This window comes from Pseudophaeobacter arcticus DSM 23566, from assembly GCF_000473205.1.
GTDB lineage: Bacteria > Pseudomonadota > Alphaproteobacteria > Rhodobacterales > Rhodobacteraceae > Pseudophaeobacter > Pseudophaeobacter arcticus.
The window spans coordinates 956,687-973,377 of record NZ_KI421507.1; the positions used below are offsets into that span (position 1 = coordinate 956,687).

At 60.1% G+C, this 16,691-nt stretch carries 12 protein-coding genes; 9 read left to right on the forward strand and 3 right to left on the reverse strand.

Going from position 1 to position 16,691, the window contains the following annotated elements:
* The first annotated feature begins 36 nt into the window (after positions 1 to 36).
* The 9 genes from ARCT_RS0108490 (at position 37) to ARCT_RS0108530 (ending at position 11,524) form a co-directional block, all read left to right on the forward strand.
* Complete coding sequence (locus tag ARCT_RS0108490; RefSeq protein WP_027239681.1) at positions 37 to 957, forward strand: D-alanine--D-alanine ligase; 921 nt, start codon at positions 37 to 39, stop codon at positions 955 to 957.
* Positions 945 to 1,835: a cell division protein FtsQ/DivIB gene (locus ARCT_RS0108495; protein ID WP_027239682.1), complete on the forward strand. Its 891-nt coding sequence runs from the start codon at positions 945 to 947 to the stop codon at positions 1,833 to 1,835. The genes ARCT_RS0108490 and ARCT_RS0108495 overlap by 13 nt, the downstream gene beginning before the upstream one ends.
* A gap of 1 nt (position 1,836) precedes the next feature.
* Positions 1,837 to 3,171, forward strand: a complete 1,335-nt coding sequence (gene ftsA / locus ARCT_RS0108500) for a cell division protein FtsA (RefSeq protein WP_027239683.1) — start codon at positions 1,837 to 1,839, stop codon at positions 3,169 to 3,171.
* Positions 3,172 to 3,545: 374 nt separating this feature from the next.
* Positions 3,546 to 5,249, forward strand: coding sequence for a cell division protein FtsZ (ftsZ, locus tag ARCT_RS0108505; protein ID WP_027239684.1), 1,704 nt, complete (start codon positions 3,546 to 3,548; stop codon positions 5,247 to 5,249).
* Between the two features lie 210 nt (positions 5,250 to 5,459).
* Positions 5,460 to 6,395: a UDP-3-O-acyl-N-acetylglucosamine deacetylase gene (gene lpxC, locus ARCT_RS0108510; RefSeq protein WP_027239685.1), complete on the forward strand. Its 936-nt coding sequence runs from the start codon at positions 5,460 to 5,462 to the stop codon at positions 6,393 to 6,395.
* A 356-nt stretch (positions 6,396 to 6,751) separates the two neighbouring features.
* Positions 6,752 to 7,600, forward strand: a complete 849-nt coding sequence (locus ARCT_RS0108515) for an outer membrane protein assembly factor BamD (protein ID WP_027239686.1) — start codon at positions 6,752 to 6,754, stop codon at positions 7,598 to 7,600.
* 35 nt (positions 7,601 to 7,635) lie between these two features.
* Positions 7,636 to 9,285, forward strand: coding sequence for a DNA repair protein RecN (gene recN / locus ARCT_RS0108520; protein WP_027239687.1), 1,650 nt, complete (start codon positions 7,636 to 7,638; stop codon positions 9,283 to 9,285).
* Between the two features lie 113 nt (positions 9,286 to 9,398).
* On the forward strand, positions 9,399 to 11,081 hold the full coding sequence (locus tag ARCT_RS0108525) for a chloride channel protein (RefSeq protein ID WP_027239688.1): 1,683 nt from the start codon (positions 9,399 to 9,401) through the stop codon (positions 11,079 to 11,081).
* 254 nt (positions 11,082 to 11,335) lie between these two features.
* Positions 11,336 to 11,524 carry a hypothetical protein gene (locus tag ARCT_RS0108530; RefSeq protein ID WP_027239689.1) on the forward strand — a complete coding sequence of 63 codons (189 nt, stop codon included), beginning with the start codon at positions 11,336 to 11,338 and terminating at the stop codon, positions 11,522 to 11,524.
* 531 nt (positions 11,525 to 12,055) lie between these two features.
* On the opposite strand, the gene ARCT_RS0108540 is transcribed toward ARCT_RS0108530, so the two are convergent.
* The 3 genes from ARCT_RS0108540 to cobT form a co-directional block, all read right to left on the reverse strand.
* The gene (locus tag ARCT_RS0108540; protein ID WP_027239690.1) at positions 12,056 to 12,397 is read right to left on the reverse strand and encodes a DUF427 domain-containing protein; all 342 of its coding nucleotides are present in this window, start codon (positions 12,395 to 12,397) and stop codon (positions 12,056 to 12,058) included.
* A gap of 62 nt (positions 12,398 to 12,459) precedes the next feature.
* Positions 12,460 to 14,250: an aminopeptidase P family protein gene (locus tag ARCT_RS0108545; protein WP_027239691.1), complete on the reverse strand. Its 1,791-nt coding sequence runs from the start codon at positions 14,248 to 14,250 to the stop codon at positions 12,460 to 12,462.
* A gap of 517 nt (positions 14,251 to 14,767) precedes the next feature.
* Entirely contained in the window at positions 14,768 to 16,645 is a 1,878-nt protein-coding gene (gene cobT / locus ARCT_RS0108550) for a cobaltochelatase subunit CobT (protein WP_027239692.1), read from the reverse strand.
* Positions 16,646 to 16,691 lie beyond the last annotated feature (46 nt).

Genomic DNA, 16,691 nt, shown 5'->3' on the forward strand with positions numbered 1-16,691 from the left:
CAAGGGCGCAAAGCCCGATAATTTTGAGGCGCTATCGTGGGTGAGTCGAGCAGAGCACTCCCGAAAGTGGCGGTACTATTGGGCGGACCCTCAGCAGAACGTGAGGTCTCGTTGTCCAGTGGGCGTGAATGCGCAGCCGCACTACGGGGCGAAGGATATGACGTGGTAGAGCTGGACGCCGGTCCGGATCTATACGCACAGCTTGAGACAGCCAAACCAGATGTGGTTTTTAACGCCCTGCATGGCCGCTGGGGCGAGGATGGCTGCGTGCAAGGCCTGCTGGAGTGGATGGGGCTGCCCTATACCCATTCGGGTGTTCTGGCCTCGGCACTGGCGATGGATAAACAGCGTAGCAAGATGGTGTTCCATGAGGCAGGCCTGCCGATCATGGAGAGCGGTCTGTATGCCAAAAGCGCGGTCATGGCCGGCCATGTCATGGCGCCGCCCTATGTGGTAAAGCCCAACAACGAAGGCTCCAGCGTTGGTATCTATCTGGTGCATGAGGCCGCCAATGGCCCGCCAGCCCTGTCCCCCGATATGCCCGATGAAGTTCTGGTCGAGGCCTTTGCCCCCGGGCGCGAACTCAGCGTTTCCGTGCTTGGGGATCGCGCCCTTGAGGTGACCGATATTCTGACCGATGGCTGGTATGACTATGACGCCAAATATAAACCCGGCGGCTCGCGCCATGTGATCCCGGCGGCTATCCCTGCGGATATTCGCGATCTCTGTCTGGACTATGCGCTGCGCGCCCATCAGGCACTGGGCTGCCGGGGCTTGAGCCGCACCGATATTCGCTGGGACGAGACCAAAGGTGCTGCGGGCTTGATCCTGCTGGAAACCAACAACCAGCCCGGCATGACGCCGACTTCGCTGGCTCCGGAACAGGCGGCCCATTGTGGTCTGGACTTTGGTGCGCTCTGCGCCTGGTTGGTAAAGGACGCCTCATGCGGACGCTAAGAGATCGGATCACCCGCAAGGCCAATCAGGCGGACCCGGCGCCGTCGCGGCTGAAATACCGGTTGCAACGCTGGATGTTGACCCCCGGCATTCGCTTTGGATTGAAATTTGGCGTGCCTCTGTGTTTGCTGCTTGCGGCGACCGGGGCATTCCTGGCGGATCAGGCGCGGCGCGATATGGTGCGCGACAGCCTGTTATCGCTGCGCGCTGCGATCGAAGAGCGCCCCGAATTCATGGTCAATGTCATGGTGGTTGACGGGGCCGGGGTCTCTGTGGCGCAGGATGTGCGCGAAGTCCTGCCGCTGGATTTCCCGGTGAGCTCCTTTGATTTGGATCTGGCGCAGATCCGTGCCCAGATCGAAAGTCTGGCACCGGTGAAATCGGTGAATGTACGCATTCGCCCCGGTGGAATTTTGCAAATCGACATCGAAGAACGCAGCCCGGCGATGATCTGGCGCAACCACGAAGGCCTGGCCCTATTGGATCAGACGGGTACGCATGTGGCCGAGCTGGGGCGGCGGGCGATGCATCCGGAGCTGCCGCTGATCGCGGGGAAATCCGCAGATCTGATGGCGGGCGAGGCCCTGGAATTGTTTGCCACCGCGCGGCCTCTTGGCGGGCGGTTGCGCGGATTGGTGCGGATAGGTGAGCGCCGCTGGGATGTGGTGCTGGATCGCGGCCAGCGGATCCTGCTGCCGCAGGACAATCCGGTGCAGGCGCTGGAGCGGGTGATTGTGGTGAGCGAAGTGCAGGACTTGCTGGAGCGCGATGTCGCTGTGGTGGATATGCGAATTGCGGCGCGGCCGACGGTTCGAATGACGGAGAATGCAGTGGAAAACTGGTGGCGCATCAGAGAAATGAACGAGGGTGGGTTGTAAGATGACGGATCTTTATCAGTCCCAGCGCGCAATGCGGCAGATGCGCCGTCTGGCGATGCAGCGCGGTGTGGTGGCCATTCTGGACATTGGCAGCTCAAAAATTGCCTGTCTGGTGCTGCGCTTTGATGGCTCTGGTCGGCTTAGCGAAGACAATTCCATTGGCTCTTTGGCGGGACAGTCCGGGTTTCGGGTGATTGGTGCTGCCACCACCCGGTCGCGCGGGGTGCAATTTGGCGAAATCACTGCCATGCAAGAGACCGAGCGGGCCATTCGCACCGCGGTACAGGCGGCGCAAAAGATGGCCGGGGTGCGGGTTGATCATGTGATTGCCAGTTTCGCAGGCGCCAATCCGCGGTCTTATGGGTTGGATGCAAGGTTGGAGCTGGATGGCCAGGAGGTTTCGGAATCCGAAATCGCCCAGGTGCTGGCAGCCTGTGAAGTGCCGGAATACGGTCCGGGCCGCGAGGTCCTGCACGCGCAACCGGTGAACTTTGCCCTGGATAATCGCTCGGGTCTTGCCGATCCGCGCGGCCAGCTGGGGCAAACGCTGGCGGTGGATATGCATATGCTGACGGTGGATACCGGCACGGTGCAGAACCTGGTGCGCTGTATTCAGCGCTGCGATCTGGAGCTCGCCGGGATTGCCTCTTCCGCCTATGCCTCGGGCTATGCGGCTTTGGTCGAAGACGAGCAGGAGCTGGGCGCGGCCTGTATCGACATGGGCGGCGGCTCCACTTCGATTTCGGTCTTTATGAAAAAGCACATGATCTATGCCGATGCGGTGCGTATGGGGGGCGATCACATCACCAGCGATATTTCGATGGGGCTGGGGGTGCCGATGGCCAATGCGGAACGGATCAAGACATTCTGTGGTGGCGTCCATGCCACTGGCGTGGATGACCGGGACATGATCGACATTGGCGGTGACACTGGCGACTGGGAACATGACCGCCGCACAGTTAGTCGCGCTGAACTGATTGGCATCATGCGGCCACGGGTTGAGGAAATTCTCGAAGAGGTGCGCACGCGGCTTGATGCCGCCGGATTCGAATACCTTCCAAGCCAGCAAATCGTTCTCACCGGCGGCTCCAGTCAGATCTTGGGGCTCGACGGTTTGGCCACGCGCATTCTGGGCCAACAGGTTCGGCTGGGTCGGCCATTGCGGGTCCACGGCCTGCCGCAGTCCGCCACCGGACCGGGGTTTGCCGCCGCCGTTGGGTTGAGCCTGTTTGCCGCCCACCCGCAGGATGAGTGGTGGGATTTTGAAACGCCCGTAGACCGCTATCCGGCCCGCTCTATCAGCCGGGCGGTGCGCTGGTTCCGGGACAATTGGTAACAGCACTGAAAAAATATCCCCAGCCTGTGGAAAACCTGGACTGAGCCAGGTGACAGGGCTGGGAAAACCGGATAACAAAGATATAACAGTCGCAAAAAGTGACGCAAAACTGCCGAGCAGAAGGCAACCGCTCAAAATTGAATCTGCGACCCCGGTGGTATCTCCGCTGGGGCTGGTCGCATTGTGTCGGGTCAGGTGGTGTTCTACCAAATCTGCCCGCATGAGCGGAGAATTGCGGATTTTTCTCTGAGATGGGCCATATTTTGTGGCAGATTACGTTTTTTGGGATGACGAGACTCCGCCTTCACGGTAGGATTAAGGCGGAAAAACAGGAATAGCCCTTGCGGGAGGGCTGAGAAACAGGCGGAAAGAGCATGACATTGAACCTTTCGATGCCCGGGCAGGAAGAACTGGCCCCTAAGATCACCGTGTTTGGTGTTGGTGGCGCAGGCGGCAATGCGGTCAACAATATGATCGCAAAAGAGCTGGAAGGTGTCGACTTTGTCGTCGCCAATACCGATGCTCAGGCGCTCCAACAAAACGCGGCAAAAAGCCGGATCCAGCTGGGCGTAAAAGTCACCGAAGGGCTCGGCGCTGGTGCGCGGCCTTCTGTGGGCTCTGCCTCGGCAGAAGAAAGTATCGAGCAGATCGTTGATCACCTGGCGGGAGCACATATGTGCTTTATCACCGCAGGCATGGGCGGAGGCACCGGGACAGGTGCCGCGCCGATCATCGCACAGGCGGCCCGTGAACTGGGTGTTCTGACGGTTGGTGTTGTCACCAAGCCGTTCCAGTTTGAAGGCAACAAGCGGATGAAGCAGGCCGAGGAGGGCGTCGAAGCCCTGCAAAAGGTCGTGGATACGCTGATCATCATTCCCAACCAGAACCTGTTCCGGCTGGCCAATGAAAAGACCACCTTCACCGAGGCCTTCTCGATGGCGGATGACGTTCTGTATCAGGGCGTCAAAGGGGTGACCGACCTGATGGTGCGTCCCGGCCTGATCAACCTCGACTTTGCCGATGTGCGCGCCGTGATGGACGAAATGGGCAAGGCGATGATGGGCACCGGCGAGGCCGAGGGCGAAGATCGCGCCGTGCAGGCGGCTGAAAAAGCCATCGCCAACCCGCTGCTGGATGAAATCAGCCTGCGGGGAGCCAAGGGTGTTCTCATCAACATCACCGGCGCCCATGACTTGACCCTGTTTGAACTGGACGAAGCCGCCAATCGCATCCGCGAAGAGGTGGACCCCGAGGCCAATATCATCGTCGGCTCGACCCTGGATACCGCCATGGAAGGCCGGATGCGTGTTTCCGTCGTGGCAACTGGTATCGACGCGACCGAAGTGATGACAGAGGTGCCGGTACCGCGTCGTCCAATGTCGGCACCGCTGAAAAAAACCGTCACCGTCGAACAGGCCCGTTCGGCCCCGCTGGAACTGAACACCCCGGTTGAGCAACCTCAGGTTGCGGTGGCTGAGGCTGCTCCGGCGGCGCAAGAACCCTCTCTGTTCGAAAGCCTTGACGTGCAGCAGGTTGCTGCGCAGGAGCAGGCCGAAGACATTTTTGAAGAGGTTGTAGAAACTGGTCAGGACGGGCTGCCACAGCCAGCCTATCAGCCGCAGGTTCCGGCTTTCCAGCCACAGATCGATGCGGTTGACGAGCAGCCCGGTGCCTCCTTTGTGGCGCCCAAAGCGCCGGCTCCCGGTACGCCTTCGGCGGATGCCATCGTGCGCCTGCAGGCTGCAGCCGCCCGTGCACAGGGGCAGCAGCGGCCCATGGCACAATCGGCTCCGATGCAGGCGGCTCCGACCCAGCAACCGCAGTATCGCCCTGCTGCGGCTTCTCACGACGCTGAACCACAGTCAGAGCAGCGCCGGTTTGGTCTCAACTCGCTGATCCACCGGATGACCGGCAGCGCCGCTGAAACGCAGGCCGCAAAGCCGCAGCCCGTGCGCCAGCAACCCCCGGTTCAGCAGCAGGCTGCAGCTCCACAACCGCAGCCGGTTCAGCAACAAGAGAGCGATGCCGAGCAGGATCGTATCGAAATTCCGGCTTTCCTGCGCCGTCAAGCAAATTAACCTTTCACTAATCTTATTTGAAGGGCCGCCTTTGGGCGGCCCTTTTTCGTTTTAAACCAATGCATTATGCGGTTCTGAGCAGTGTTTTGCCGATCTGTTACAGGGATGTTTCAAACCGTTACAAAGATTGAGTTGTGGCTTTTTTGTGAAATCCTTACCTGTCTTACCAACACGGCGCGTGTCGCCGGACATAGTGATCAGGAGCACAAGGTGCAAAATACGCTTAAAGCATCAGTGACATTTGAAGGTGTTGGTCTGCATTCCGGTCAATCGGCACGTCTGGTAATCAATCCGGCGCCAGCGGGACACGGCATCGTTTTCAAACGCACTGACATCGCTTTGGGTAACACTATTGTTCCGGCTCTTTGGGATTATGTTGAACGCACAGCCCTGTGCACGCGGCTGATCAATTCTGCGGGTGTCACGATTTCCACCGTTGAACATGTGATGGCCGCCTTGGCCGGTTGTGGTGTCCACAACGCGCTGATCGAAATTGACGGCCCCGAAGTTCCAATCCTGGACGGCTCCTCTGCCGAGTTTGTGCGCGGTATCATGGGGCAGGGCATTCATCGTCTTGCCACCCCTGTAACGGCTATTCAGGTTCTTAAACCAATCACCGTCGAGAATGACGGCGCCAGCGCCACGCTGCTGCCCTGTGATCGCCTGATGATTGAATTCCATATCGACTTTGACGAACAGGCCATCGGGCGTCAAAGCCGTGTTCTGGACCTGCGCAATGGTGCCTTTGTGCGTGAGCTTTGTGATAGCCGCACCTTCTGCCGTCGCGTCGATGTGGAAACCATGCAGGCCAATGGTCTGGCCCTGGGGGGTGTGCCTGGCGAAAACGCAATTGTCTTTGACGGCAGCCGCGTTGAAAGCGGCGAAGGGCTGCGTCATTCGGATGAACCCGTGCGCCACAAGATGCTGGATGCACTGGGGGATCTGGCCCTGGCTGGCGGCCCGCTTTTGGGGCGCTACGTGGGGGACCGGGCTGGCCATGCCTTGACCAATACCCTGCTGCGTAAACTTTTTGCCACACCTGGTGCCATGCGCCGGGTGGACTGTGACCTGGCGATGACGGCACGTTTGCCGGGCCAGGGGCTGGTGCGCTCTGAAATTCCCAACCCCAGCCGTCGCGTCGCCTAAAGGCCGAGAGAGGCCCGCACCGTTGCCGAAACATCGGCTGGTGCAGTCCGAACAGGCGCAAATCCTGCATGATCCTGAGAATCTAGACCTGCTGTCGCTCTCGTGGGGTGTCCGGTAGCCGCAGGGCCGTCACCCTGTCGATGGTCCCGTTTGCAGGGACTTTTTTTGCTTTTGGGGAGGCAAAGCTTGCTGCTGAGGCGGCCTTGCCGGGCCGACAGGCTTGACCATTCCAAACATTCTCTGCCAAGTGGGGGCGAAGTGGTTGAAAGGCGTTTTGTACGCCGGATGAATGTGCTAAACGGGGCAGAACCCGGGGCATGACACCCGAAAGTCAAAGACGGTGAGGTTTAGGCAATATGATCGGCATCAAGGCAGGAGCCAAATTTGTCAGCACGGCTCTGTTGATGGCAGTACTCTCTGGATGTGGCGGAGACGGTGGTGCCGCTGACCAGTCGGTGCAGCTAGAGAGCTACACACCGCAACAGATCTTTGAACGTGGAGAATTTGAGCTGGCACGCAGCCGCGCCAAAGATGCCGCTTTCTATTTCTCCGAGATCGAGCGCCTTTACCCCTATTCGGAATATGCCAAACAGGCCCTGATCATGCAGGCCTTTGCCAATCATAAGTCCAAAGACTATGAGGGCAGCCGGGGCGCAGCGCAGCGCTTTATTGATTTCTACCCAACTGATGAAGATGCGGCTTATGCACAGTATCTTCTGGCGCTGAGCTACTATGACCAAATTGACGAGGTCGGACGCGATCAGGGGCTGACCTTTCAGGCATTGCAATCGCTGCGCACGGTGATCGAGGTCTACCCGGACAGCGAATACGCCACCTCTGCGATTTTGAAGTTTGACCTCGCCTTTGACCATCTGGCAGGCAAGGAAATGGAAATTGGCCGCTACTACCTGCGGCGTGGTCACTATACCTCGGCGATCAATCGGTTCCGGGTTGTGGTTGAGGATTTCCAGACCACCAGCCACACAGCAGAAGCCCTGCATCGCCTGGTCGAAGCCTATCTGTCGCTGGGCCTGACCGAAGAGGCGCAGACCGCAGGGGCCATTCTTGGGCATAACTACCAATCAACCGATTGGTATGAGGACAGCTATAAACTGCTGACATCGCAGGGGCTCAAGCTCAAAGATCGTGGCAACAACTGGCTGAGCCAGATTTACCGTCAATCGATCAAAGGGCGCTGGCTCTAGTCGGCCTGACGACGGAACAAGGCGAAAACCCGGCTATGCTGCGTGCACTTGATATTCGTGATCTTCTGATCATTGACCATTTGGAGCTGGCGTTTCAGCCGGGTCTGAACGTGTTGACCGGCGAAACCGGGGCAGGCAAATCCATTTTGTTGGATTCGCTTGGCTTTGTTCTGGGCTGGCGCGGCCGCGCCGAGCTGGTGCGCCAGGGGGCCGCCCAGGGGGAGGTCATTGCTGAATTTGGCCTTGGTGCTGATCACCCGGCACATGCCATTCTGGAAGAGGCGGGCCTGCCGGGCGGTGAGGAACTGGTGTTGCGGCGGGTCAATACCGCGGATGGCCGCAAGACCTCCTGGGTCAATGACCGGCGCTGTTCCGGCGAGGTGCTGCGACGGCTGTCAGAAACTCTGGTAGAGCTGCATGGGCAGCATGATGACCGGGGCTTGCTGAACCCGCGCGGGCACCGGGGGCTGCTAGATGCCTTTGCCTCGGTTTCTGATCTGCTCTCCCAGACCCGGAGCGCCTGGAGCGCGACGACCAAGGCACGCAAAACAGTACAGGCGACCCGGGATGCACTGGAGGCGGTGCGCGCCGAAGAGGAATTCCTGCGCCATGCGGTGGCCGAACTGGATAAGCTTGACCCTCAGGTCGGCGAGGACGAGGCGCTGGATGCACAACGCCGTCAGATGCAGCAGGCCGAGCGCATCCGCGGCGACATCGCCCGCGCCCATGCCCTGTTGAGCGAAGGCGCCGAGCCCTCCCTGGGCGAAGCACAGCGTTGGCTCGAAGGCGTTGAGGGCGGCGAGGAGGACACCGGGCTGACCGCGCCGCTGAGCGCCCTGAGCCGCGCCATGGTGGAGCTGGGCGAGGCACAGGATGGCGTGTCGCGGGTGCTGGAGGGGCTGGAGTTCAATCCAGGGGATCTGGAGGACTGCGAAGCAAGGCTGTTTGAAATCAGAGCTTTGGCCCGAAAGTACGGGGTGCAACCTGATGATCTCGCCGCCCATGCTGACCTGTTGCGTGGTAAATTGGCGGCTCTGGATGCTGGGGATCGTGACCTGTCAGATCAGGAAGCGGCGCTGGCGCAGGCCGAAGCCGATTATCAGGCCCTTGCGGATCAGTTGAGCGCCGCGCGCCGCGACAATGCCGCAGCCCTGGACCAGGCCGTAATGGCTGAGCTTGCCCCGCTCAAGATGGAGCGGGCGGTATTCAAAACTCTGGTTGAGCCGGCCGAGGCCGGACCCGAAGGCTGTGATACCGTGGCCTTTACAGTGGCAACCAATCCCGGCGCGCCCTCCGGCCCGCTGAACAAGATTGCCTCCGGCGGCGAGCTGAGCCGCTTTTTGCTGGCTCTGAAGGTCTGTTTACGGGGCGATGATCAAAGCAAGACCCTGATTTTTGACGAAATTGACCGAGGTGTTGGCGGCGCGACTGCGGATGCGGTGGGGCGTCGGCTCAAATCTCTAGCAACATCGGGCCAGGTGCTGGTGGTGACCCATTCGCCCCAGGTTGCCGCACAGGGTGGCTATCATTGGCGGGTGCAAAAGCGGGTTGCCGAGGGCATTACCCTGTCCGAGGTGGTGCCTTTGGATACCGAAGATCGGGTTGATGAAATTGCCCGGATGGTTTCCGGCGATACAATCACCCCCGAGGCCCGCGCCGCCGCGCGCGCTTTGCTGGCGAGCTAAGGCACCACACCGTGAAACCAGGATCGGGCGGGCTGTAGCCGGATGCCAACCAATTCTTTACGGTCTAATTTTACTTTAGGCTGAACACGCACGCCAGGTATTACAGGATCCCAATGCCCAAGCCACAAGACCATTCTCTGTCCGTTCAGCTTTCCAGGGGGGTATCTAGGATAAGAGATAACTGGCTTGTTCTGCTGCACCGGGGCCCCAGCCAATTTCGGTTTTGGCTGATCGCGCTCTTGATTGGCGTCAGTGCGGGCCTGGCGGCGCTGCTGTTTCGCAAGGGAATCTCCGCCCTGCAGGCCTGGGTCTATGGTGCTGAAGATGCCAATTATCTCCATAGTTATGCCGCAGACCTTGCCTGGTATTGGCTGGTGCTGATTGCCACTTTGGGGGGGCTGATCGTGGGGATCATCCTGGATCGTTTTACGCCGGACGGGCGCGTGCGCTCGGTGGCGGATGTGATCGAGGGGGCTGCTCTGAAAGAGGGGCGGCTGGAGGTCAAGGCGGGCTTGGCCTCGGCGCTGGCATCGTTTTTGACGCTCTCTACGGGGGGATCCTCTGGGCGCGAAGGGCCAGTGGTGCATTTGGCCGGGGTGATTTCGAGCTGGGTAAGCGACAAGATCCGCGCCGATGGCATCACCGGGCGTGATCTGCTGGGATGTGCGGTAGCGGCGGCGGTTTCCGCCAGCTTTAACGCGCCGATTGCCGGGGCGCTTTTTGCGCTAGAGGTGGTCTTGCGCCATTTTGCCGTGCATGCCTTTGCCCCCATCGTGATTGCCTCGGTGGCGGGGACGGTGATCAACCGGCTGGCCTACGGCGATGTGACCGAGTTTTCGATGCCAACCCCCGGCGCCTTGCAGTTTTATGTGGAATTGCCCGCCTTTCTGATGCTGGGGGTGGTCTGTGGGCTGGTTGCCGTTGTTTTGATGCGGGCGATCTTTTTTGCCGATCACATCGGGGATGTTCTGCAGCAGGGGCTGAAGATCCCACGTTGGCTGCGGCCTGCGATTTCCGGTTTTCTGCTGGGAGGGATTGCAATCTGGTATCCGCATATCATCGGCGTTGGCTATGAAACAACAGAGCTGGCGCTGACCGGCGGCCTGGTGCTGTCGCAGGCGCTCATTTTTGTGGTGGTCAAAACCGCAGCTGTGGCAATCACCATGGGCGGCCGCATGGGCGGTGGCGTTTTCTCCCCCTCACTGATGATTGGGGCACTGACCGGCCTGGCCTTTGGGTTGATTGCCACCTCTGTTCTGCCGGATGTCTCGGGCACCCATACGCTTTATGCCTTTGCCGGCATGGGAGCAGTGGCCGCCGCAGTATTGGGGGCGCCAATTTCGACAACCTTGATTGTTTTTGAACTGACCGGAGACTGGCAGATTGGTTTGGCGGTCATGGTGGCGGTTTCCATTTCGACCGCATTGGCGTCGCGTTTGGTGGACCGCTCCTTTTTCCTGACCCAGCTGGAGCGGCGCAATATCCACTGTGCCGCGGGTCCGCAGGCCTATCTTTTGGCGCTGCTCAATTCGGATGCGGTGATGCGCCCCCTTGGCGACCCACGCTGCGCCTCGCGCGCGGAATGCGAGGCGTTGCAAAGCCAGGGGCTGAGCCTGGAGAGTGGCGCATCCCTGGAGGCGGCGCTGCCTGTGTTTGACCGGGCTGATGCGGTGTTTTTGCCGGTGGTGGCGCTACACGAGGGCGAGGAAGAGCTGCTTGGGGCGATCTACCATGTGGACGCCTTAAAGGCCTATAACCGGGCATTGGTTGCGGTTGCGGCGGAAGAACATAGTTAAAATTGTCTATCTCGAACCTTGCCCCTCCAGGCTGGCGGGCAGGTTGGACGAAAAATCTGTCTAAAATTTCATCATTCACCCCATGCAGAGGGCCTGTTTTTGAAAAATAAGGGGGAATTGCGGGGTATCTACATCACATTGCGGGGTATCTACATCACATATTGGTTAATTTTTTCTTTCTATTGATTCGAAACTTGGATTGTCGGATTCTGTTCTTGCGGTAACATTGGTTACTAAAGTGCGGAAGGGAAAAAATGCGTGCTTTAAAAGATGGCCCAGAAGAGGCTGCACAAAGTTTGACTGTAGGCGAGCAAGACAAAGAAAAGGCATCCTTGGAAGCATTGATTGACTATGCAATGCAATGCGCGATGGAGACCAATGTCTTTAGCGCTGATGGTCGGTTGGAAGATGTACGGCGCACCCTGTGCCGGGCTGTACTCTAGAACTGCAACAAGGGTTCAGTCCGCGCTCGGATGAGGTTGGGGTTTGCCCTTTGCGATCTGATGGATCGTCCTTTTGGTCTGGCTGGATCCCAGTACTCTGTCCGCACCGGTGTTTTGGCCACTGGTTTTGACAGGTGTTTGGGACATTGTTTTTAGCCAGGGTTTTTAGGCAATGTTTTTGGCCAGTGTTCCGTCTGCGGGTTTTGTCGGCGGGTTTTGACAAACCACATGCCTGTCCTGCGCCCGCCCCAAACCTTCCCCATACCCCTCAACAGCTTCCAACCAGGCAGTTTCCACCCAGGTAGTTTCCACCCAGGTAGTTTTCACTGGCAGTGCCTTTCATGTACGCGTCGCGCCGGGGACAGCCTGCCGCTGCAGCCATGTGCCTGCGGTCCAGTGCCCGCCCGGTTTATGGCGATCCTTGCCAGCTGGGGAGGTTTGAATTCCTGCACCAAAAAGCCGCGACACATTGGTGCCGCAGCTCTATCCTGAGATGTTTGTGAGGAAAGGGGTGGGAGGAGCGCCTTGGCTTTAGATCTGCTCTACTTTTACAGAGTCGCTCAGATGAAAGGCGAGGTAGCCTTTGATCTGCGCCAGGTCTTCGTTTGGCGCTTCATAGCTCCAGACCATATTTTCCGTTACCGATGACTTGTTGACGATTGAATAATAGGTGGCATCGCCCTTGTAGGGGCAGTGGGTTGTTTTGTCGCTGGGGTCCAGGAAGGCAACGGCGATGTCTTCGCGGGGGAAATAGATCACCGGATTATGGCCGTCCTCGTCCAGTTCCAGCGCGCGTGTGGTTTCACCCAATACTGCGCCGCCCGAGCGAACGACCCAGGTGCCAGCGGCCTTGCGGATGCGGATTTTGTTCATTTCTTCCCCCTGATTTGGTCACATGGCATGTCTCTGTGCCCTATGTATGTAACAATCTGTTATCAGATTGGTTTGGTAACGTCATCCAGCCAGGATTGCGCTGCGGCACTGACGTGGGGGCGCAACTTCGCGGCGGTCTCGTCGTGATAGGCATTCAGCCAGTCTCGTTCTGCAGGCGTCAACATATCCACCAGAATGAGGCGGCGGTCAATCGGGGCGTAGGTCAGCCCGCGCCAGCACAGCATATCGCGCTCGGGATCGCTGGTGGCAAGCGCCGGAGCCGGTTCCACCACCAGCAGGTTTTCGATGCGAATGCCAAAGGCGCCTTCGCGGTAGTAACCCGGCTCGTTTGACAGGATCATTCCGGGTTCCAGTGGCACGGTTGAGACACGGCTCAAACGCTGCGGACCTTCGTGCACACTGAGATAGGCGCCAACACCATGGCCCAACCCATGATTAAAATCCTGCCCGGCCAGCCAGAGCGGCATCCGGCCCACGGCTTCGATATCGCGGCCTGCCAGCCCCTTTGGCCAGCGCAGGCGGGACATTGAGATCATCCCCTGCAGCACCCGTGTAAAGGCAGCGCATTCGTCAGCCCCCGGCGTTCCGATGGCAATCGTACGGGTGATATCGGTGGTGCCGTCCAGATATTGTCCGCCACTGTCGAGCACCAGCAGATGGCCCTCTTGCAGGCGGCTGTTGGTCTCTTCGGTGACCCGGTAGTGCATCACTGCGCCGTTTTCTCCGGTGCCGGATATGGTTTCAAAGCTGATATCGCGCAGCGCGGGATCCCGGCGGCGCAGCTCTTCCAGGTGTTTGGCCACCTCGATTTCGGTCACCGTACCACTGGGTTGGGCATCCAGCCAGGCGAGCAGTTCCACCACGGCGGCCCCATCGCGCAGATGGGCGGCGGCAGAGCCGGCGATCTCGGCGGCGTTCTTGCGGGCCTTGGGCAGAGCGCAGGGATCGCCTGCGTCCACCAGACGATGACCCAGCGCGTCGGCAACAATTTGCGGCAGGCTGGTGGCATCGACACTGACCTTGCCGCCAAGCGCCTGCACCGCGCCAAGGAAATCGCTGGGCGGATGGCAGGCGACGCTGGCGGGCAGGTGATCGGTGATTTGATGCAGCTTTTCAGGTGCCATGAACAGATCAACCCGCGCATCATCATGCAGGATGGCAAAGCCATGCGCCACCGGGTTTCGGGGGATATCGCCGCCGCGAATATTCAACAGCCACATGATGCTGTCGGGCAGGGTGATCACGGCGGCACTGTGACCGGCGGTGCGCAGATCTGCTGCCAGCCGGGCGCATTTGTCAGCCGCAGCTTCACCTGCATAGCTCAGCGCATGGGGCAGGGCAGGCTGCAACGGTGGCGCGGGCTGGTCCTGCCAGATCCGGTCAACAAGGTTGTCACATTGCACCAGCTTGATCCCGGATCCTGCCAGGTCTTGCACCAGGCGAGAGATCTGGTCGCTGGCGTGTAGCCAGGCGTCATAGCCAACCTTGCCGCCCTGTGGCAGCTGCTCCTTCAACCAGCTGGCAAGGGATACCTCGGGCCAGGGCACCGGGGTGAAATCGGCGGCGACCTGTCGCTTGACCTGGGTGCGGTAGCGACCGTCAATGAAGACGCCAGCGCTGCTGTCGAGCACCGCGCAGAAACCGGCTGATCCTGTAAAGCCAGTAAGCCAGCTGAGCCGCTCGTCGCGCGGCGCCACATATTCCCCCTGATGCGCATCGGCACGGGGCACCAAAAAGCCGTTCAGCCCCTCTTGGGTCAGTTCCGCCCGCAGGGCTAGAAGTCGTGGAGGGCCCTGCTCGGGGCGCGCGGTGACTTCGAAACTCTGGAACATATGGGGGTCTCCTAGGGACGGGCAGGGGCAAGAGCAGGGCAGCTACAAGCAACAAAGGCGAAAGAGAAATAGGTCTGGCTTGTGCCAGGACCCTGTGAAGGTCAGCTGGCCTAACCGTTTCAATTGTTTCAAACTATGGCGGGGCTGGCAGGGGGGGGGGGCACAGTGAAGGACACAGGGAGGGACCCCAGGTGCCCCTTGATGAAGCGAGCGCTCCCGCCCGCAGTCAAAAGCATCACAGATGCTGTTCCTGCCGTTGGGCCCGGCGCCGTGCTGTCGCACGGCGCGGCTGTGCCCTTAACCGATCTGATCTTATGAAACGAATGATATGCCACAACCGCAGCGCGCGTCAGCGCGCTGCCGGGCCCAAGGCTGTGAGGCGCATCTGTGATGCGTCCCAAAGGCGCGGGAGCCCCCCCGTTCTGGGCTGGGGCGGGTGGTACTTTGGGGCCTGTTTTGGCACTGCCCAAACAATACCCATAGACAGGGGGCTGCGCCAAGCTGCGTTAGACTGAGCTTAGCTAACCTTGCGGATCCCCATGACCCGGGCACGGGCGCGGGGGTCACTGTCAAACAGGGCAGCAAGCTGTTCGGTCATGGCGCCGGCCAGCTGTTCCACATCGGTAATGGTCACCGCGCGATCATAATAGCGCGTCACATCATGGCCAATCCCAATCGCCAGCAGTTCTACCTGTTTGCGCTTTTCCACCATGGCGATCACATCGCGCAGATGTTTTTCCAGATAGTTGGCCGGGTTCACCGAGAGGGTGCTGTCATCAACGGGCGCGCCATCGGAAATCACCATCAGGATCTTGCGCGCTTCCTGGCGGGCGATCATGCGGCGATGGGCCCATTCCAGCGCCTCACCGTCGATGTTTTCCTTCAGCAAGCCCTCCTTCATCATCAGGCCCAGATTGGGCCGCACCCGGCGCCAGGGGGTGTCGGCGGATTTATAGATGATGTGGCGCAGATCATTCAGCCGCCCCGGCATCTGCGGCCGCCCGTCATTGAGCCAGGCCTCGCGGGCCAGCCCGCCCTTCCAGGCACGGGTGGTGAAGCCGAGGATCTCGACCTTGACGTTGCAGCGTTCCAGGGTGCGGGCCAGAACATCGGCGCAGATCGCGGCGATGGAAATGGGGCGCCCGCGCATCGAGCCGGAGTTGTCCAGCAAGAGCGTGACCACGGTGTCGCGGAATTCGGTGTCTTTTTCGCGCTTGAAGGACAGCGGCGTGGTGGGGTTGGCAATCACCCGCGCCAGACGGCCGGCATCCAGAATACCTTCCTCCAGGTCAAACTCCCAAGAGCGGTTCTGCTGGGCCTGAAGCCGACGCTGCAGCTTGTTGGCCAAGCGGCTGACAGCGCCCTTTAAAGGCTCAAGTTGTTGATCAAGATAGGCGCGCAGGCGTTCCAGTTCAGCCGGTTCCGCCAGCTCTTCGGCGGCGATTTCTTCGTCATTGGCGTCGAGGAAGACCTTGTAGTCCGGGTCGGCCTCGGAGACGGGCGGCGGCGGTGGCGGATCCTGCGGTGCCTCACCGTCGGGCATTTCGGTTTCTTCGGCCAGCTCTTCGTCGGCCATCTCATCCATCGAGACCTGTGCCTGGCTTTCGTCCTGCTGTTGCTCCTGCGCCTGCTCGGCGTCAGCATCGGCCTGTTCGTCGTCGGAGTCATCTTCGCCGGTGCTGTCAGGATCGGGCTGCTCTTCGGCGTTGTCTTCGGCCTCGTCGTCCTGGTTGTCGTCCAGCTCATCCGGGTCATCGCCCAGCTGATCACCATAGCCCAAGTCAGCGATGATCTTGCGGGCAAATTTGGCAAATTCCGACTGATCAGCGATCTTGCTGTCGAGATCTTCCAGCGTCTCCCCGGCCTGGGATTCGATAAACCCGCGCCACAGCTCCATCACATTGTCGGCGCCCTGGGGCAGCGGGCGGCCCGTGGCCAGATGGCGCACCAGATAGCCCGCCGAGGCCGCCAGCGGCGCCTCGGATGAGCTTTTCATCTGGTCATAGCCGCGCCGGATGGCGTCATTGCGGATCTTGACGTCGATATTGCTGGCCGTCCCCGGCATATGCCGCGCCCCCATGGCCTCGCAGCGGGCGGTTTCCATCGCCTCATAGAGATCACGCGCCATTTCCCCCTGGGGGGTGTATTTGGCATGGGTGGCATCGTCATGGAACTTGCGGCGCAGGGCCAGGGCATCCGCGGTGCCACGGGCCAGCAGCACCTCCTCGCGGGTCATGCGGCGGCTAACCTGCGGCAGGCGCATATTGTCGCCGGACACCCCCGAAGGGTCGACGGTATAGGAAACGCTCAGCTCCGGATCATCGGCCATGACCTTGGTGGCCTCGGCCAGGGCCTTTTTGAACGGATCAGCAGGATTGTCGTTTTGTTTTCTCATGGTCGCACCTTGTCCCTGATGAGCATCCTCCCTCTTTTTGGGAAAG

Coding starts and splice junctions, on each gene's coding strand:
- ftsZ (WP_027239684.1), top strand. CDS start 3,546: ATGACATTGAACCTTTCGATGCCCGGGCAGGAAGAACTGGCCCCTAAG.
- recN (WP_027239687.1), top strand. CDS start 7,636: ATGCTGCGTGCACTTGATATTCGTGATCTTCTGATCATTGACCATTTG.
- ftsA (WP_027239683.1), top strand. CDS start 1,837: ATGACGGATCTTTATCAGTCCCAGCGCGCAATGCGGCAGATGCGCCGT.
- ARCT_RS0108530 (WP_027239689.1), top strand. CDS start 11,336: ATGCGTGCTTTAAAAGATGGCCCAGAAGAGGCTGCACAAAGTTTGACT.
- ARCT_RS0108540 (WP_027239690.1), bottom strand. CDS start 12,397: ATGAACAAAATCCGCATCCGCAAGGCCGCTGGCACCTGGGTCGTTCGC.
- ARCT_RS0108525 (WP_027239688.1), top strand. CDS start 9,399: ATGCCCAAGCCACAAGACCATTCTCTGTCCGTTCAGCTTTCCAGGGGG.
- ARCT_RS0108495 (WP_027239682.1), top strand. CDS start 945: ATGCGGACGCTAAGAGATCGGATCACCCGCAAGGCCAATCAGGCGGAC.
- ARCT_RS0108515 (WP_027239686.1), top strand. CDS start 6,752: ATGATCGGCATCAAGGCAGGAGCCAAATTTGTCAGCACGGCTCTGTTG.
- ARCT_RS0108545 (WP_027239691.1), bottom strand. CDS start 14,250: ATGTTCCAGAGTTTCGAAGTCACCGCGCGCCCCGAGCAGGGCCCTCCA.
- cobT (WP_027239692.1), bottom strand. CDS start 16,645: ATGAGAAAACAAAACGACAATCCTGCTGATCCGTTCAAAAAGGCCCTG.